The sequence below is a fragment of the Lysinibacillus sphaericus genome, assembly GCF_001629735.1.
GTDB lineage: Bacteria > Bacillota > Bacilli > Bacillales_A > Planococcaceae > Lysinibacillus > Lysinibacillus pinottii.
The window spans coordinates 1,980,092-1,999,079 of the sequence record NZ_CP015224.1 but is presented as its reverse complement, the minus strand read 5'-3'; the positions used below and the strand labels follow the sequence as shown (position 1 = coordinate 1,999,079).

Annotated in this window: 20 protein-coding genes; 16 read left to right on the top strand and 4 right to left on the bottom strand. The window is 38.6% G+C overall.

The window, feature by feature from the left end:
* Positions 1-56: 56 nt before the first annotated feature.
* The 12 genes from A2J09_RS09705 to A2J09_RS09660 all read left to right on the top strand — a co-directional run bounded on the left by A2J09_RS09705 (position 57) and on the right by A2J09_RS09660 (position 9,046).
* A complete protein-coding gene (locus A2J09_RS09705; protein WP_012294967.1) occupies positions 57-866 on the top strand; it encodes a CPBP family intramembrane glutamic endopeptidase in 810 nt (269 codons plus the stop codon).
* Between the two features lie 351 nt (positions 867-1,217).
* Positions 1,218-2,411: an argininosuccinate synthase gene (locus A2J09_RS09700; protein ID WP_036162036.1), complete on the top strand. Its 1,194-nt coding sequence runs from the start codon at positions 1,218-1,220 to the stop codon at positions 2,409-2,411.
* Positions 2,412-2,491: 80 nt separating this feature from the next.
* A complete protein-coding gene (argH, locus tag A2J09_RS09695) occupies positions 2,492-3,874 on the top strand; it encodes an argininosuccinate lyase (RefSeq protein WP_012294965.1) in 1,383 nt (460 codons plus the stop codon).
* Between the two features lie 1,103 nt (positions 3,875-4,977).
* On the top strand, positions 4,978-5,355 hold the full coding sequence (locus A2J09_RS24220; RefSeq protein WP_051563270.1) for an LptM family lipoprotein: 378 nt from the start codon (positions 4,978-4,980) through the stop codon (positions 5,353-5,355).
* Positions 5,356-5,420: 65 nt separating this feature from the next.
* A complete protein-coding gene (locus A2J09_RS09685; RefSeq protein ID WP_012294962.1) occupies positions 5,421-6,260 on the top strand; it encodes an alpha/beta hydrolase in 840 nt (279 codons plus the stop codon).
* 11 nt (positions 6,261-6,271) lie between these two features.
* Complete coding sequence (locus tag A2J09_RS09680; RefSeq protein ID WP_012294961.1) at positions 6,272-6,586, top strand: DUF3784 domain-containing protein; 315 nt, start codon at positions 6,272-6,274, stop codon at positions 6,584-6,586.
* A 244-nt stretch (positions 6,587-6,830) separates the two neighbouring features.
* Positions 6,831-6,974, top strand: a complete 144-nt coding sequence (locus A2J09_RS24215; RefSeq protein WP_012294959.1) for a hypothetical protein — start codon at positions 6,831-6,833, stop codon at positions 6,972-6,974.
* A 266-nt stretch (positions 6,975-7,240) separates the two neighbouring features.
* Positions 7,241-7,393 (top strand): YpzG family protein, encoded by a 153-nt coding sequence (locus tag A2J09_RS22980; protein WP_004231380.1) that lies wholly within the window; start codon positions 7,241-7,243, stop codon positions 7,391-7,393.
* Positions 7,394-7,527: 134 nt separating this feature from the next.
* Entirely contained in the window at positions 7,528-7,653 is a 126-nt protein-coding gene (locus A2J09_RS24425) for a hypothetical protein (protein WP_012294957.1), read from the top strand.
* A 60-nt stretch (positions 7,654-7,713) separates the two neighbouring features.
* A complete protein-coding gene (locus A2J09_RS24210) occupies positions 7,714-8,046 on the top strand; it encodes a hypothetical protein (protein ID WP_012294956.1) in 333 nt (110 codons plus the stop codon).
* A gap of 54 nt (positions 8,047-8,100) precedes the next feature.
* Positions 8,101-8,328, top strand: coding sequence for a hypothetical protein (locus A2J09_RS09670; protein ID WP_012294955.1), 228 nt, complete (start codon positions 8,101-8,103; stop codon positions 8,326-8,328).
* Positions 8,329-8,614: 286 nt separating this feature from the next.
* On the top strand, positions 8,615-9,046 hold the full coding sequence (locus A2J09_RS09660; RefSeq protein ID WP_012294954.1) for an NUDIX hydrolase: 432 nt from the start codon (positions 8,615-8,617) through the stop codon (positions 9,044-9,046).
* A 51-nt stretch (positions 9,047-9,097) separates the two neighbouring features.
* Here the strand turns inward: A2J09_RS09660 and A2J09_RS09655 are convergent, their stop codons facing one another.
* From A2J09_RS09655 to mscL, 3 genes are all read right to left on the bottom strand, one after another.
* Positions 9,098-10,258, bottom strand: coding sequence for an aminotransferase class I/II-fold pyridoxal phosphate-dependent enzyme (locus A2J09_RS09655; RefSeq protein WP_012294953.1), 1,161 nt, complete (start codon positions 10,256-10,258; stop codon positions 9,098-9,100).
* Positions 10,259-10,260: 2 nt separating this feature from the next.
* Complete coding sequence (locus A2J09_RS09650; RefSeq protein ID WP_012294952.1) at positions 10,261-11,376, bottom strand: methionine biosynthesis PLP-dependent protein; 1,116 nt, start codon at positions 11,374-11,376, stop codon at positions 10,261-10,263.
* 324 nt (positions 11,377-11,700) lie between these two features.
* Entirely contained in the window at positions 11,701-12,090 is a 390-nt protein-coding gene (gene mscL / locus A2J09_RS09645; protein ID WP_008180473.1) for a large conductance mechanosensitive channel protein MscL, read from the bottom strand.
* A gap of 193 nt (positions 12,091-12,283) precedes the next feature.
* Between mscL and A2J09_RS09640 the strand changes: the two genes are divergently transcribed.
* Positions 12,284-12,982 carry a lytic transglycosylase domain-containing protein gene (locus tag A2J09_RS09640; protein ID WP_031416249.1) on the top strand — a complete coding sequence of 233 codons (699 nt, stop codon included), beginning with the start codon at positions 12,284-12,286 and terminating at the stop codon, positions 12,980-12,982.
* Between the two features lie 35 nt (positions 12,983-13,017).
* On the opposite strand, the gene A2J09_RS09635 is transcribed toward A2J09_RS09640, so the two are convergent.
* Positions 13,018-13,275 carry a GlsB/YeaQ/YmgE family stress response membrane protein gene (locus tag A2J09_RS09635; protein WP_004231402.1) on the bottom strand — a complete coding sequence of 86 codons (258 nt, stop codon included), beginning with the start codon at positions 13,273-13,275 and terminating at the stop codon, positions 13,018-13,020.
* Between the two features lie 785 nt (positions 13,276-14,060).
* Here A2J09_RS09635 and A2J09_RS09630 point away from each other — a divergent pair.
* The 3 genes from A2J09_RS09630 (at position 14,061) to ilvD (ending at position 18,587) form a co-directional block, all read left to right on the top strand.
* A complete protein-coding gene (locus A2J09_RS09630; RefSeq protein ID WP_012294948.1) occupies positions 14,061-15,236 on the top strand; it encodes an amino acid deaminase/aldolase in 1,176 nt (391 codons plus the stop codon).
* The gene (locus A2J09_RS09625) at positions 15,224-16,546 is read left to right on the top strand and encodes a D-arabinono-1,4-lactone oxidase (protein WP_012294947.1); all 1,323 of its coding nucleotides are present in this window, start codon (positions 15,224-15,226) and stop codon (positions 16,544-16,546) included. Before A2J09_RS09630 ends, A2J09_RS09625 begins: the two co-directional genes overlap by 13 nt.
* Positions 16,547-16,916: 370 nt before the next feature.
* Entirely contained in the window at positions 16,917-18,587 is a 1,671-nt protein-coding gene (gene ilvD / locus A2J09_RS09620; RefSeq protein ID WP_036162032.1) for a dihydroxy-acid dehydratase, read from the top strand.
* The last annotated feature ends 401 nt before the right edge of the window (positions 18,588-18,988 follow it).

Sequence of the window (18,988 nt, the reverse complement as noted above, 5' to 3'; positions counted from 1 at the left end):
GAGCAACCCCCAGGTTTAAGCTGAAGGTATTCAGAACGAAACGGGGGATTTATTATATGAACAGAAAAAAGAAGCTAAAAAGACCAGTAGCAAGCTTCGTTATCCTCACTAATATCATCTTTTTACCACTTTTTTGCCTTGTAGGCGCTGTCAAAATGCTAGGGCTTCCTACATGGGTATTCGATATAGTCCGCTGTCTATCAGCATGGTCATCGACTTTTGCCTTTGCCATACTATTTCCAAAAATTTATCCAGGGCAGCACTTTTTACATTTCGTGAAACAAAAATTTAAACATCAACTCCAATTTTCTGTCATTCTTTCTGTCTTGCTCATTCAAGGCACCATCTTTATCATCATCTTACTTCTAGCTATGAATCATGCTGAAGCTGACGCAATTTTTACTATTTCATCCTGGGGAATGCTTAGTTATTATTTCTTTAAAAATCTGTTGTCAGGACCTATAGGAGAAGAATTAGGGTGGAGAGGCTTTGCCTTGCTTGAGCTTCAAAAGAAATATGGGTCATTACAATCTGCGATTATCATAGGATTTTGGTGGGGGATTTGGCATTTACCGATTTGGTTTACAACTGGATTTACAGGGTTGGAGCTACTGAAATACATCGTATTCTTTATGCTTTCCATCATTTCTACGACCATCATTATGACAGCCTTCTATTCAATTAATCAAAATTTAATAATTCCTATAATCATTCATCAATTCTTCAATTTTTTTATTGGCATAATAAACGAGAATTTAATTATTTTAATGATGTATAACGCTATCCTGTATTCAATAGCAGCCTTTCTACTTATACTGATGAATCCAAAGAAGGTTTGGTCAAATAAATCTATCCAATGCAAGTAAACGCGTAGATTTCCATTACGCGTGGTCGAGCTGTTCCAAGCAATAGTTCGTTTTTTTATCCAGTAATAGCGGCGCACAAGAATCCAATTTATACATTGGATTCTTTTTTTGTTGTAATTTATATAGTATACATTTATGTCTATAGTAGAAAAGTGTTTTTCCGAGTGAATATCATTGATTTTCTTCAGAGTGATGTATGGATAAACTGACTTTTTATAAGAAAAATAAAAGTCTATTAATTTATAAAAATACGCTTGTTTTTATTTTTATAACATGATACTATTCGTGTATAAACTTTTAATTGAATGTATAAACATACATATCTATAGAGCAATGGAGGCGTATTTAGTTATGGCAAATAAAAAGGTTGTACTAGCATATTCAGGTGGACTTGATACTTCGGTCGCAATTCCATGGTTAAAAGAACAAGGTTGGGACGTAATCGCAGTATGTCTTGACGTTGGTGAAGGGAAAGATCTGGAGTTTGTAAAAAACAAAGCTCTACAAGTAGGAGCGATTGAATCTTATATGGTGGATGCAAAGGATGAATTTGCTGAAAACTATGCATTAATTTCATTACAAGCACACACATGGTATGAACAAAAGTATCCATTAGTGTCGGCTCTTTCTCGTCCATTAATCTCGAAAAAATTAGTTGAGATTGCGAACCAAGTAGGTGCGGATGCTGTAGCTCATGGTTGCACAGGAAAAGGAAATGACCAAGTACGTTTTGAAGTTTCTATTAAAGCATTGAATCCTGATTTAGAGGTATTAGCACCAGTACGTGAGTGGGGCTGGAGCCGTGATGAGGAAATCGAATATGCGATGAAACATAATGTACCTATTCCTGCGACATTAGATTCTCCATTTTCAATTGACCAAAACTTATGGGGTCGTGCGAATGAAGCGGGCATTATGGAAGATCCATGGGTATCTCCACCAGAAGAAGCTTATGGCTTAACGGTTTCAGTAGAAAATGCACCAAATGAAGCAGAGTACGTGGAAATCGAATTCGTGGCTGGTAAACCAGTTGCTTTAAACGGCAAAGAAATGAAGCTTGCTGATTTAATACAGGAATTAAACGCAGTAGCAGGTGCACATGGCATTGGACGTATCGATCACGTTGAAAATCGTTTAGTCGGTATTAAATCTCGTGAGGTTTATGAAATTCCTGGTGCTAAGGTGTTGTTAACGGCTCATAAAGAGCTTGAGGATTTAACACTTGTCAAAGAATTAGCCCACTTCAAGCCAGTCATTGAGAAAAAACTATCTGAATTAATTTATGATGGTTTATGGTTCTCTCCATTACGTGATGCACTTGAGGCATTCCTTACCCAGTCACAGCAATATGTGAATGGTACAGTGCGTGTGAAATTATTCAAAGGGCATGCCATTGTAGAAGGACGTAAATCACCAAATTCACTATACAATGAAAAATTAGCCACATATTCGAAGGAAGATCAATTCAACCACGCTTCCGCTGTAGGCTTTATCGAACTATGGGGTCTACCAACTGTAGTGAACTCAGCTGTTAATAAAAAGTAATCGTAATAAGCAGGGTGGGGTGAAGCATTTGTGCTTGACCTACACCTTTTGAAAAGTAATAAAGGAAAAGGTGAGCTGACATGACAAAACTATGGGGTGGACGTTTCCAAAAATCAGCAGAAGCATGGGTAGATGAATTTGGTGCATCCATTGGCTTTGATCAACAACTTGTGCTAGAGGACCTTGAAGGTAGTGTTGCACATGTCACAATGCTTGGCGCAACAGGGATTTTACCATCAGCTGATGTACAGGCCATACTGAGTGGTCTTGCCCAACTGAAAGATAAGGCAATAGCAGGTGAGCTTGAATTTAGCATTGCTAATGAAGATATACATTTAAATTTAGAAAAGATGCTCATTGATTTAATTGGTCCTGTTGGTGGCAAACTTCATACAGGGCGTAGCCGCAATGACCAAGTTGCGACGGATATGCATCTATTTTTGAAAAAGCGTGTCCAGGAAACAATTGATTTAATTGCTGCATTCCAACAAACTTTATTAGTCCAAGCCGAGGAGCATATTGAAACGATTGCACCTGGCTATACACATTTGCAGCGTGCACAGCCCATTTCATTTGCCCACCATTTAATGGCTTATTTTTGGATGCTAGAGCGTGATAAGCAACGCTTCACAGAATCCATCAAACGCATTGATATTTTGCCATTAGGGGCAGGAGCGATGGCAGGGACAACATTCCCAATAGACCGTTTAAAATCAGCAGAATTGCTTGGGTTTAGTGAGGTTTATGCCAACTCGATGGATGCTGTAAGTGACCGTGACTTTATTGTAGAATTTTTAAGTAATGCATCCTTGTTAATGGCTCATTTATCGCGCTTTGCTGAGGAAATCATTTTATGGTCTACAGATGAATTTAAATTTATTGAATTGGATGATGCCTTTTCAACAGGTTCTTCCATTATGCCACAAAAGAAAAATCCCGATATGGCTGAGCTCATTCGAGGCAAAACAGGGCGTGTTTATGGAAATCTAATGGGCTTGTTAACGGTTTTAAAGGGAACACCATTAACGTACAACAAAGATATGCAAGAAGATAAAGAAGGCATGTTCGATACAGTGCATACGATTCTTGGCTCTCTGAAAATCTTTGAAGGTATGGTTCGTACGATGACCGTCAATACGGATCGCTTACAGCAGGCTGTCCATGCTGACTTTTCGAACGCAACAGAGCTAGCTGATTACCTTGCTACAAAAGGTATGCCATTCCGTGAAGCACATGAGGTAACAGGTAAACTTGTCTTCACTTGTATTCAAAAAGGCATTTACCTATTAGATTTACCATTGGATGAGATGAAGCATGAAAGCGAGTTAATTGATTCGGATATTTACGATGTGTTAGCGCCAGAAGCGGCCGTTCGACGTCGTCACTCTCTTGGGGGCACTGGCTTTGACCAAGTCAAAATTCAAATTGAAAAAGCCCAAGCTTGTCTAGTTGCCCAACATTAATTTTGCGTGCATGTCCTCGTGACCTTTGCATAGATATTCATTAAAGCTGTCCTGTGAGGCACTATGAAAACCTTATCCTTTTTCAACAGAGCCAGTGGGTGACGTGAAAAAGAGTACCTTACATACGTGAAGGACAATCCCCAATTCTGGAGACGCGGAATTGGGGTTTTTGTATAAAAACGTGGTGGGAGGAACAAAATGATGGGTGATGAATCGATTAAACAATAGATGACAAAGGAAGATGCAGCAAAGGTGACGGAATCCAATGCGTTAGCAGATGTAGAGTTGGTTTACGGAAAATGATTGGATTTCGCTGCACGATCAATCAGGACTTAATGACTGTTGCTGCACGCCACAAGACCAAAATACAAATTCACCATGGCTGGCATAGTTTCTTAGCCAAAGAAAACATTATAATCATGCATAAACAGAAGGGCAATGGTTCATAATAAGACTGGAAACACTTATTCATCTAAACTGATGGGGAGGATGCAGAATGAGTAATAGTCAAACACCCAAAGACCAAGAATCTCAGGAAAGTCCGCCACAGCTGTGGAGGGTTGAAGCTTCTTAATACTTAAGGCTAAAGGTGAAGCAGAGATCTGTTTCACTGTAGATTAAGGTGAAGCGTAAACCATTCCGGTAAAAAATCAACTAGAAGCAATAAGTGTCCATGGATCCAGAATTATTCTGGGTCCTTTTTTATTGCTGCTTTTCAATGGGGGAAGATAACAAAACGGACACCAAAAAATAGCTACATTTGACAACGAAAAAAATCTGTACTACTCTTAGTAGAACAGATTCTACTTTGTTACAATTAGTTAATCCATATACCTATTAGGGTGGCAAGTACCAGGTGTTTAAAAAAAGAGCCATGAATTTGGGTATTATGCTTATAAATAGTAGGCATTTTTGATGCTATGGCACTACCATTTCACGATTGCAAGGCGCATTTTTTTGACAGTACATAAGATACATCCTCGTTAGTTTAAAAAATAAGGCATTGGTTGGATAGTTAATTATGCTAACAAATAGTGTTTATGAATCAGTATGGCAGTATTGCCAAAAATATTGGTAATTTTCACATAGGGAGGGAGATTGTATTGAAGAAATTGTTTGTGTTATGCTGTACGCTTTTACTTTTAGCTGGCTGTGGGCAAAAGGGAGTGATTGCAGAAAACAATGAAACAAAGGGGGGAAGTGCCATGAGCGAACAGTTTATTGGAAAATGGGAAGGCAATATTGAAACACCGAATGGACAGCTACCAATCATTGTTGATTTACAGAAAGATGGTGGTACTCTATCCGTGCCAGCACAGGGAATATCCAATTTTCCGTTGAAGAGTGTGAAATATACAGGTGATCAGGTAACTGTGTCCATTCAATTAAATGGCTCATTTATAGAAATTGATGGTACATTCAAAAATGAACAAATTGAAGCAACATTTCAACAAAATGGGGGACATTCCCACTTATCTTAAAAGCATATAAAGAGGAACCAGTCACCTACGATACATTAAAAATTCCCGTTCAGCAAGGTGACCTAATGGTGGCTCTTCAAAAAGCTAATACAACATCTCCATCACCAGTTGCAGTTATTATAGCTGGCTCTGGGCCAACAGATAAGGATGGTAATTCAGTTTTAGCTGGTAAAAATAATAGCTTAAAAATGATTGCTGAAGGTTTAGCTCAGGAGGGCATCACAACTGTACGCTATGATAAGCGCGGTATTGGGGATAATCAAGCACTCTTGACAAAAGAAGAAGATGTGACGTTTGACCAATATGTGGAGGATGCAGTGAAAATCATTCAATCCTTGCAGGCTAATAAAGCCTATACAAATATTCATGTAATTGGGCATAGTGAAGGTTCATTAATTGGTTTATTAGCTGCTCAACAAACAGGAGTAGAATCCTTTGTTTCGATTGCGGGTGCTGGGCGTCCAATGGATGAAGTATTGATGGAGCAATTAAAAAGTCAACTAGCACCAAATTTATTCAAAGAATCCAAGGACATTTTGAAAGCTCTTAAGCAAGGAAAGCAAGTAGAAAGTATTTCGCCAGAATTACAAGCAGTCTTCCGTCCTTCTGTACAGCCATTCCTTATTTCAATGTTCAAGTATAATCCAGCCGTAGAGCTTGGGAAAGTAAAGAGTCGTGTACTACTTGTGCAAGGAACGACTGATTTACAAGTGAAGGAAGTCGATGCAGAGGCATTAAAGAAAGGTAACGCTAATGCAAAGCTTCTTTATATGAAGGGGATGAACCATGTGTTGAAAAAGGCACCAGAAGACTATGCCGCGAATTTAGCAACCTATGCAGATCCAACACTTCCATTACATGAGGATTTACTACCGACTATTCAACAATTTATTCACGGAAAGTAGGCTGATTCACTGTGGGTGTCTTTGTATATTTAATCATTATGCTCCCGTTTCTTAGCTTTGCCCTTGTATTATCGCAGGGGAAAGGGATATTTTTAATTGCTGGCTTTAACACCATGTCATCAGATAAAAAAGATAAATATGACGAAGTAGCACTTGCAAAATTTATGGGGAAGATGATGTATGGCTACTGTTTTTGTGTACTTTTATGGGTGCTGAATGAAATATTTCAAACACAGTGGTTATTTATTGTAGGTCTTATTCTTTTCGTAGTACTTACGATGTTTTTAATGATTTATATGAACACGGGCAATCGATTTAAAAGATAAAATTATAAAAGGGGCTTGATCGCAAAAGCGATTTTGTATGAGAATCATTATTATTTATCAGAAATTCTGTTAAACAAGAGCGATGTCAATGGTAAAACTAGAAGGAGTGCTTGAGGGAAATTAGTAGCATCGAATATACGAATTTAAGTAGAACCTATGAAGCATGGTTCTCAAGAAGTTCGTATGCATTTAGAGGGGCAAATTCGTCATTATGCTGATCAAGTTGGTACAGCACAGGTAATTTATGAATACGGTACTAGTCGTCATCAATGGTAAAGCTAGTGCCGACTTAGTTGAACGTTTAGCGATTGAGCATTTTGATGCCGAAGCCTATCATTTAGACGTTCCAACAAGGGGTGGCGAGGATTTCAGCTTTTTATTGAAATGAAGTGCGAGGCTGTTTTGCATTAGTAGGCGCTGGAAATACTGAAAAAGCTACTCGTTGGGCACATCATATGGTCATTTTAATATTGACGAAGATGGTTTACGCATTGGAGCAGAATGGGATGTGCAATATGCCTTAACTTGACTAAAAGAAAATAAATAATAGGAAAACCATAAGCGACTATTAGAGGGGTTGTATAATTCCATCCTAGCTGGTCATAATATAAAAGATTTCACTTATGAAATCTATAATGATGAGGAGGATGAAAAATGAGTAGGTTCGAACAATTAGACCCCAAATCTCAAAAAATCCACCGCAACTGGTCAAGGATTAAGCGATCAAAATCGCAAGTAAACGGGGAAACGGAGATAACCCTTCATAACCGTCTCTTGCGAAGCGAAGCAAAGGCCCGTCAGTTTTAATCATGCTAGAAAAGTAAGTGTCATCAAGTCCAGAAAAATTTCTGGGCTTTTCTTTTTGTGTAAAATTTCATTAAATTATAATACGGTATAAGATGTATGAGGATTTTATCGAATAAAAAAGGGGAGAAGCAAACATGAATAATCCTATTCCTACCTATTTACAGTATTTTGCCAAAAGGATTCAACCATCAGAAGTGGTCGAATCACAATTACAGCTTTGCTCTAGTTCAAATAACACACAATTTGAAATTTGGTACTAAGAAGGAGAGGTTTTACCATTCATTTCAGGTTCGACTGCTAAAATAATTGCCAAGGACCCTTTGTCAGCAGAGGAGATTTTACTTTTTGATGCGACTCTACATGGTTATAATGCGTTGTTTTGCGATGACTATACTGAAGAACATCGTAGCAACCGTCCTCTTCAGCAATATAATATGCCCGCCACTGAAGTTGTCTTATCATTTTTCTACAATATTGATTATGACGAAGAAGCAGATGACTATGAGGTGGATAAACAAGGAAATGTTCAGTTAATGAATGGTAAAATAACAGACTGGGAGACGGTAAAAAGAAATGGCTATGATGCATTTATTTTTTATTACAAGAAAGAGGATGGTACGTTATTAGCATTTGCACAAGAAGAATTAGCATAGCGTGATAGGAATCAAATTAGATGCAACTGATTTATTTATATCGAGCCAAATGGTATGGTAGGCTTGCATGAAGTCCCTGAACCACCATTATTGATTGTTATCCGAGGTGAAGGCTGGGTTTGTGGTGAGGGTGGAAATAGTGTCGATATTCAAACAGGAGATGATGTTCTTTGGAGACAAGGACAAGCACATGAATCTGGCAGTACAAGAGGATTAACAGCACTTGTTATTCAGGGCAAACAAATTAATCTTACATCAATAAAAGTGTGGGAAAAGCACTAGGCAACGCAGAATCCTATGGTTGAAAAATATACGTCAATCGTTGCCAGATAAAAATATTCCAATGAGACCCATTGAAATCGGTGACAGAAGCGATTTGTATGACACAGTCTGATGTTTCGTGAGGTATGATTCCTTCATATGTATGATGCCAGCCTTGACTGGTCATTTCTTGTACAAAAGTAATGTCATTTTCTTGCATCTAACGTATAATAAGTGTCAACACTTTTCACCTGCTATTCCAATTTTTGTATTTATGTAACACACAATTAGATAGGGGGAAGACTTCATGCAAGTAGTTGAAAAAGCATTTGGCTATATTACGAGAGAGCATGAGGAACAAATTCAAGTTCTCGTATTTGAACAAAATACAATAGGGGCAGGTATTCAAGTTCCCAAAGGTACGATAGAAGAAGGAGAAACACCATTAGAGGCCGTAAAGAGGGAGATGTTGGAGGAGACAGGCCTAACAACACTTGTTGTCCAAGGGCTTATTGCACAGGATTATTTTAACCATCCATCAGGTGTTTTACAGAAACGCTATTTTTATCATTTAACCACTTCTGAGGAAACAAGGGAAACCTGGCAACATCATCCTACGGGTATGAATGAAGCAGATTTACTTTTTTCTTTTTACTGGATATCAGCTGAGCAAGATACTAAGTTAGCTAAGGGGCATGGCGATTATTTATATCGCGTGTTGGCTAAGGTGAAGTATTGAGCATGCAGAAAAACCGCGTCATTATGGGCGCGGTTTTTAACGTCTATTCCATTATGCTTTTGCAGCGACCTCTAAAGCTTGTGCGAAATCGGCTATTAAATCATCTACATGCTCGAGTCCTACAGAAAAGCGTAGAAGTCCATCTGTGATTCCGCGTTTGGCACGTTCCTCAGCCTCCATAGCGGCATGGCTCATCTTTGCTGGATACGAAAGAATGGATTCTACACCACCGAGTGAGACAGCGAAAACTGGAATTTTCATTGCCTCGACTAAAGCTTTTGCGGAAGCATAGTTCGGTAAGCGGAAGGATAAAACAGCTCCAGAGCTTGTACTTTGACGCTGATGGATGTCATAACCTGGATGTGACGAGAGGCCAGGGTAGTAGACTTGTTCAACCAGTGTATGTGTTGCTAAAAACTCAGCAATTTTTTGAGCAGATTGTGCAGAACGGCTAAAGCGTACATCTGTCGTTTTGATGTTCTGCAAGAGTGTGAATGAATCCTGTACTCCTAAAATATTGCCAAATGAATTTTGGATAAAGTATAAGTCCTCTCCTAGCTTTTCGTCAGCTGTTACTGTTAATCCTGCAATAATATCAGAATGCCCTGATAAAAACTTCGTCGCACTATGAATCACGACATCAACACCAAGCTCTAACGGGCGTTGATGTAATGGAGTCATAAAGGTATTATCCAAAAATGTGAGGCATTGATGTTGTTTGGCCAGTTCTACTACACCACGAATATCAGTAATGCCTAACGTTGGATTAGATGGTGTTTCTATATAAAGCAGCTTAGTAGTCGGTGTTATAGCGGCCTCCACGGCTGCTAAATCTGAGAAATCTACAAAAGTATGGGAAATCCCAAAACGCGGTAAAACCTTCGTCACAAAACGATATGTTCCACCATAAACATCTTCTGTCATCACGATATGATCGCCCTGTGACAACAGCATTAAAGCACCTGAAACAGCAGCAATCCCTGAGGAAAAGGCATGGGCACGTACTCCACCTTCAAGCTCTGCTATCGCTTTTTCTAGAGCATCGCGCGTAGGGTTACCTGAACGAGCATAATCATATTCGCCAAACTCATCTATACTCTCTTGGTGGAAAGTAGAGGAAAGATATATAGGAACATTGACTGCTCCTTTTTTATTTGAGTAGCCATCACGGACACCCGCGTGAATGAGGCTAGTTTCAATATGTTGCTTCATAATTATGCCTCTTTTCTAAGGATATCAAATACTTGTCGTAAGTCTGCAATTAAATCTTCTGCTTCCTCGATCCCAACTGAGAAACGTAGTAAACGATCGCAAACTCCTCGTTCAACTCGTTCTTCATAAGGCATATCTGCATGTGTTTGAGTAGCTGGGTAGGTAATAAAGCTTTCTACACCACCAAGACTTTCTGCAAAAGTAATTAACTTTAAGTTACGAAGGAATGGGTCAATCCATTCAGGCTTTTGTAAGCGGAATGACAGCATACCACCTTTTCCTGTGTAAAGGACGTCTGTAACTAGTGCCTCTTCCTCTAAATAAGCAGCAATAGCTTTGGCATTGGCATCATGTTGCTTTAAGCGAAGGTGCATTGTTTTTAAGCCGCGAATAAGTAACCAAGAGTCCATAGCACCAAGAACCATGCCGCTACCATTATGAATAAAACCAATGCGTTCAGCTAATTCGGTACCTTTAGCCACTACGATTCCAGCTAAGACATCATTATGTCCGCCAATATATTTTGTTGCAGAGTGAAGCACAATGTCTGCACCCAAATCAATAGGGCGTTGGAAGTATGGTGTATAGAATGTATTATCAACAATTAGCAATGCACCATGCTTATGTGCGAGCTCAGCATATACTTGTAAATCAAATTCCTGCATAAGCGGATTCGTTGGTGTTTCGATGAATAATGCACGTGTATGTTCATTTATTAATGCTTCTACCTGTTCAACCGATTCAAATTTTGAATAAACAGGCTTGATATTATATGTCTCTTGGAAGAAGTTAAATAGTCTATATGTACCGCCATATAAATCATCTGGCACCACTAATTCATCGCCTGGTTTAAAAATGGATAATACTAATTGAATGGCAGCCATCCCAGAGCTACAGGCAAAGCCCATATCGCCACCCTCTAAATCAGCAAAGCCTGCTTCTAAAAGAGCACGAGTTGGATTTTTTGTGCGTGTGTAGTCAAAGCCTGTGGATTCCCCGATTCCAGCATGTTTATAAGCAGTCGATAAATGAATAGGTGGACTAACTGCTCCCGTGGTTGGGTCACTTAAATTGCCTAGTTGTACAAGTTTTGTTTCAATGCTTCTGTTTAATGTCATGACGTCACTCTTTTCTCCATTATGATGAAAAGCATGCTATTCGCTTTTCATTTAATAATAGTAATCTCAATAATTGTTACCAATTTAACATGGATATTCAAGAAGAACAAGGGTGATTTCAGAAAATTAGCTAGATTATTTTATGTTAATCACGTAGGAATAGTAGGGAATGGTGGGGGATAGATAAATACCGGTTCTACCAAGGAGGCTTTATGGTAGTATATAATTATTCATGGAGCAGAGGGGAAGCCTTGTGAGTATGTTTCTTTCAAATTAAAAAGAATCTGCCCCATCAGAATGAGACAGATTCAATCTAGTGATAGATTAGGCTTGTTCTTTTTTTAATAAATCGCGGATTTCTTTTAGGAGTTCTTCCTTAGCATCCAGTTCAGGAGTGGGTTCTTCCACGACAGCTTCTTCCTTTTTATTGGTAAGCTTCGTCATAATTCGTAGAGCCATAAAAATGGCAAATGCAATAATTAAAAAGTCAATAATTGATTGTAAAAATACGCCTAATTTGATTTGTGCGTCACCTGAGCCGTAGACAAAGCTTGCTGTTAAATCAATACCACCTGTTAACACACCGACTAATGGCATAATGATATTTTCAACTAAGGAGGTAACAATTTTACCGAAAGCACCACCAATGACAACTGCCACTGCTAAATCGATAATATTGCCTTTCATCGCAAATTCTTTAAAGTCTTTCCACAAAATAAAATTCCTCCCTATTATTATCCTTAAAATTAATCAATTTGTATTTTACTATATTTTTCCCAAGTCTTTCAACTGCTTTCGTAGTGGAAATGATGTCCTATGATGCTAGGTTGTATGACATAAAAAAATTCACTACTTTTTTCGAAAAATTTGGTAATATGGAAGTAGAATACTAGATTAGGTGTGACTTATGGCTAAAAAAAAGAATAACAAACCGATGTTATCACCCGCCACAAAATTGGGTATGATAGCATTATTAATACCAATAGCAATAACCGTATATGTCCTTACTTTTTTCGCTTGGAAGGAGCTTCAAACCTTACCGATTTTTGAAAAGCTTGCCCAGGAAAAGGCCATAGAAGAAATTCAGGAGCAATTTGATATAAGCATTCCTGAGAAATTTATTCCCGTTTACATAGCAGCGGAGGAAAAGTATGGTGTACCGTGGACCTTACTTGCTGCACATCATCGCATTGAGACTCGTTTTTCTACGGTAAAAACAATGGTATCGTCAGCGGGAGCAGAAGGGCATATGCAATTCATGCCTTGCACATTTGTTGGTTGGAAGCATCCTACTTGTTCAGGTTTAGGGAAGGGAAACATTTCCAAAAACGAGTTGATGAGCCCGCAAACCATTGCGAAATATGGGGGCTATGGTGTTGATGCAAATGGGGATGGTATAGCAGATCCATATGACATAGAGGATGCAGTCTTTAGTGCAGCGAATTACTTGTCGAAATATGGTGCAGCAAAAGGAGAGATTAAAAAGGCAGTTTTTCAATATAATCACAGTGAGGAATATGTGGAAAATGTGTTGCATTACTATCAATTGTACAACGCTTATCATGATGAGTTAAAAGCGGCAGTTCTTTTACATCAAGAAAAATAAAGAGCCATCACATTGGATGGCTCTTCATCGCATATTTAAGTCGCTTTACGCATACCTTTTAGAATAAGGCTTACGATAAATATCAGCACGATAGCACCGATTAAAGCAGGGAATACGTAGAAATCACTAACTCTCCAACCCCAGTTCCCTAAAACCATACTACCAATCCAAGAACCGACAATCCCTGCAATAATATTACCAATGATACCACCAGGAACATCCTTACCTAAAATTACGCCTGCTAACCATCCAAGAATCCCTCCGATGATTAAATACCAAATGAAACTAATCATAATTTTCATCTCCTTAAAGTTAAGATATAATGGCGATTACTTAGTTATACCCTGAATGAAGCAGATTAAACGTTGCCATCTTTTTTAGTAATAATTACATGCTTTTATCAGGCTGTCGTTAAACCTTGCAGCTCTTTCACCATGTCGATGAATCGTTAGCTAAAGTGACAGCCAAATCATCTGCATAAATTGTTGCAAAAATGCCTACATTACATAGAACAGCTTTTATATAATACATACACCGATTATCGCTTACTTCTATAGTATGTTTGCGCCTTCAAATCGTACCTAAAATACGTTCACCACCTTTCGAAATAAATGAATGAGCCTTTTCTAAAATTATTTGCAAAAACAGTCTATTCATTCGTAAAAATATTTTTGACTCATCTCCTCAATCGCCCACCCATAATTTGATGTAGCACATTCCTTATAGGAAGTCTTTTTAAATGGGTAATTTTATATTGTTTGAATAGTTTGAAAAATAAACTAAAAAAGAGTATAATGAGAAAAAGGAGCGTGTTATATATGAATATGGCTGTAATGAAACGATTAAATCGTCAAGGACTACTAATTGCGGGCTTGCATTTGTTAGTTTTATTAAATCTAGCAGCGGATTTCCTTTACGCATCGTAATCAATTTAATAGAAAGGTGAATGAAATGTTTGTCCCATTTTAAAACAACCGTGTAGGCATAGTTAGTTAATTGCTCACGGTTGTTTTTATTTTAATGAAAGGAATTATTCTATTTCATGTCTAATACTTAGTACTTAAAAGGGAGGGATTAAATGACAACAAGGTGGGATGAATTGTTTTGTCATTTGGAACGGCCATTTGCTTGGTTGGATTTTGATGCACTTGATAAAAATATTCAAATTATACAGGATGCATGTGGGCGAAAGCCAATTCGTCTAGCAACAAAATCGATTCGTTCAGTAGAGGTGCTTCGTTATATTCAACAAAAACTTCCGAATGTAGTAGGGTTTATGACTTTTACAGCAGCAGAGACGGTTTTTTTATTGCAACAGCAATTTGATGATTTACTACTGGGCTATCCAGTAATGGAAGAGGCGGCTATACGTCAATTATTGTATTTTGTTCAAGAGGGGAAAACCGTTACGTTTATGGTTGATCGACAGGAACATATCGAACTATTATCCAAGTTAGGGAATGAAGTGGGTGTGCGCGTCCCAGTCTGCATTGATATTAATGTTTCAAATGATTTTAAATTATTGTATTTTGGTACGAAACGTTCATCATTATATTCCCTTGAGACGTTAACGCCATTTTTGCAAGCCACCAAAAATAGTCCTTCTATTGAAGTAGTCGGGGCTATGGGCTATGAGGCGCAAATCGCTGGTGTTGGTAATCGTCCAGCGAATGTTATAAAAGGTAGAGTAATAGAAGTCATGCAATCACAGGCGAAAAAGCAGGTCACCCAATTTCGTCGATTAGCTATCGCTCATATCAAGGCCTATTTTCCAACTTTACGTTTTGTAAATGGAGGAGGCTCAGGTAGTATGACCTACACAACTAAACAGAAAGAAGTAACTGAAATTACGGTAGGCTCTGCATTTTATGCCCCTGCTCTGTTTGACCAATTTACCCATTTGCGACTTGAAAAAGCAGCCGGATTTGCCTTACGTGTCACAAGACAGCCTGAAAAAAATATCGTTGTTTGTCATGGTGGAGGATATACCGCTTCAGGTGCGATTGGTAGCGATCGGTTACCTGTATTCTATGAACCTACCAAGTTTGCATATCTTAGCTTAGAAGGGGCAGGAGAGGTACAAACACCCATTAAGGTCAAGGGGAAAAACATTCAAATTGGCGACACCATTTATTTTAGACATGCAAAGGCTGGGGAGCTTTGTGAGCGATTTCCATTATTACATGGTGTACGAGGGGACAAGTATGTAGGACCATTTACAACATACAGGGGGGATGGACAATGTTTTCTATAGAGAAGTGGAAGAATGGAGAAAAATGGACAAATTGGGCTGGGAATGTTATTTCTTACCCAAGTGAAATGTATTTACCTCATTCCATTGAGGAGGTTTCAATGATTGTAAAACATGCCCGGGAATCAGTAAAGACGATTCGTGTTACGGGGGCCGCACACTCATTTAGCGCTGTGGCAATGCCGGAGCATATAGCTATTTCCTTACATAATATGCGCGGATTAATCGCTGTGAATGAGGAAAAGCAGGAGGCTACATTATGGGCGGGAACCTATTTATATGAAATTGGACCAATGCTAGCAAAGCATGGATTTGCATTAATTAATATGGGAGATATTCAGGAGCAAACCATTGCAGGTGCAGTTTCAACGGGTACACACGGCACAGGGGTTACACTTGGTTCCTTGTCCTCGACCGTGATGTCGTGGGGGTTTGTGGATGGGACGGGAACTTATCAGGAGCATCGACGAGGACTGGACGATTTATCAGAAGCGCTTCATGTCTCGCTAGGAATGCTCGGTATTCTTGTCAAAGTAACTATTAAAGTCATGCCATTATATGGTCTTCATTATGTGGGGGCAAGAGATACATTAGCTAATGGACTCATCGGGTTTTCGGAGGATATCCAACAACATCGTCATGTGGAATGGTTTTATTTCCCTGGTAGTGAGACAATACAGGTGAAGCGAATGAATGTTGTTGCTCCTATCTATCAAAGTGAATGGAATAAGAAAATAGAAAACCTCAAGCTACAAATTGTAGAAAATGGTGCTTTTTTTGCTATGTCTGAGCTTTGTAGGTGGAAACCAGCTTTAAGTGGTGCCATGAGTAAAATAGCAGCAGCTAATGTAGTAGAAAGTGAAAGAATAGGTATAAGCTATGAAATTTATCCTTCACCTCGTAGTGTGAAGTTTCAGGAAAGTGAATATGCTATCCCATTATCTCAATTTGAAGCTTGTTTAGAGGAAATTCATGCAACCTTTAAAAAGGGCGTTTATAATGTTCATTTTCCATTAGAATGTCGAACAACGGCAGGGGAAGCTGGTTTTTTAAGCCCTACACAGGGGCGAGAGTCCGCCTTTATCGCCTTTCATATGTATAAAGGGATGTCAGAGGAGCCCTATTTTAAATGGGTGCATACTCTAATGCAAAAATATGAAGGTCGCCCACATTGGGGAAAACAACATCATTTAACGGCTCCAAAGGTTTATGAATTATATCCTGAAATTGAAAAATTTATAAACATTCGCCACCAATATGATCCCGATCATGTGTTTTTTACAGGATATTTAAAAAAGTTATTTCTATTGTAAGCGCTATCTCCTTTACTTTCCTTTCCAACTCTCTGTTCATATTTAGAAAACTATTGTTCTATATTTTAAAAAAATTAAAATTTGAACGAAATGTCAAAATTTTTATCAAAGCGAGATAAAACTGATGCTTAATCAGCATGTAAACGATTTCAATTTTGACAGATTTTTTGAATTGTTTAAACAATTCAAAAAATAGTGTTGACGAGACCTTTTTTTCGTACTATGATAACAACAATTTAACACGTTCGTTACAGCAGTAATACTTTAGAAAGCTGTTATCTATAAACAAAAAATAAAAAGACAGAAGATTGTGATTTTTGTATATAGCAACGAACATAGTATGGAAAGCAATAAATGAGGGGCGTTTAAAATGAGAAGTGACATGATAAAAGTAGGCGTAGATCGAGCGCCACATCGAAGTCTTTTATATGCAACAGGCAAAGTAAAAGCAAAAGATTTAGGAAAGCCATTTATTGGGGTTTGTAACTCTTATATCGACATAATACCAGGTCACGTTCATTTACGTACGTTCGCTGATGTTGTAAAAGAAGCCATTATTGAAGCGGGTGGTATTCCATTCGAATTTAATACAATTGGTGTCGATGATGGTATTGCAATGGGGCATATTGGTATGCGCTATTCATTACCAAGTCGTGAAATTATAGCAGACTCAGCTGAGACGGTTATTAATGCACACTGGTTTGATGGCGTATTTTATATTCCAAACTGTGACAAAATTACACCAGGTATGCTTATGGCAGCAGTTCGTACTAATGTACCATCGATTTTTGTGTCCGGTGGTCCAATGGAGGCCGGGACATCTGCATCAGGTAAACAGCTTTCATTAACTTCTGTTTTTGAAGGTGTAGGTGCTCATAAATCAGGAAATATGTCTGCTGAAGAGCTATTAGATATTGAAAATAATGCTTGTCCGACTTGCGGTTCCTGCTCAGGAATGTTTACCGCAAACTCTATGAACTGTTTAATGGAAATGCTTGGTGTTGCTTTACCAGGTAACGGAACAATCGTAGCTACTTCTGAAGAGCGTCATAAGCTGATTAAAGAAGCGGCGAAACAATTAATTCGTATGGTAAAGGAAGACATTAAGCCACGCGATATTATTACAAAAGAAGCAATCGACGATGCTTTTGCATTAGATATGGCTATGGGTGGCTCTACTAACACGGTTCTACATACATTAGCCATTGCCAATGAAGCGGAAATAGATTACAACATTGAGGATATTAATAAGGTCGCAGAACGAGTACCTTATTTAGCAAAAATCATGCCTGCTTCCGATATTTCAATGGATGATATTAATAAAGCTGGTGGCGTTAGTGCCATTATTAATGAATTGGTGTCTATCCCAGGTGCTATACATCCTAATCGTCCAACAGTGGCAGGGCTGACAATGGGTGAATTAGTCAAAGATCATCACATTACGAATAATCAAGTCATTCGAACGAAAGAAAATCCATATAGTGCTGTAGGCGGTTTATCGGTGTTATTCGGTAATATCGCACCAGAGGGCTCAGTGATTAAAGTTGGTGCAGTAGATCCTTCCATCCAAGTATTCAAAGGTCAAGCCATCGTTTTTGATTCACAGGAGGCAGCACAAGAAAATATTGATAATGGAATAGTGAAAGAGGGCCATGTAGTCGTCATTCGCTATGAAGGTCCTAAAGGTGGCCCAGGAATGCCGGAAATGCTGGCACCAACATCTGCGATTCAAGGTCGTGGCCTTGGTACAAAGGTGGCATTGATTACAGATGGTCGTTTCTCAGGAGCATCACGTGGTATTTCAATCGGGCATATTTCACCAGAAGCTGCTGAAGGTGGTCCAATTGCTTTAGTAGAAGATGGAGATATGATTGAAATTGATCTACCAAATCGTACGATTAATTTACAAGTTTCAGAGGAAATTTTAGCTGAACGTCGTGCGAAATTACCAGTCTTTGATCCTAAAATCAAACGAGGTTGGCTCGCAAGATATTCAAAATTAGTGACGAACGCTTCCACTGGTGGCGTTATGAAGATTTAAAACTAGATAAATGAAAACGTTGATGAGGTTAAAGGTTCTAGAGCCTTGTATCTACCAGAGAGCCGGTCGTGCTGGAAGCCGGCGATACAACTAGATCCGACATCCCCTCGGAGTGAGCTATTAAACGTGTTTACACTATTAGATAGCTTCGGGCATATTCGAAAGTGCTCGTTATTAATGAATAAATGTTTTATGACACCCTATTGGATGCGATATATTCCGCATTGGTGCATAAATGCTGTCATTTATTCGCGAGGTAGCAATTATTTGCTATAAAAAAGGGTGGTACCATGGAAAGTCTTTTTCATCCCTACGTAAGGTAGTTCTTTGCGTGTGGAGAAAAGGGCTTTTTATTATTTTCATAATGGCATGTGCTAACTCTCTTTCTTCAGGAGGAGAGC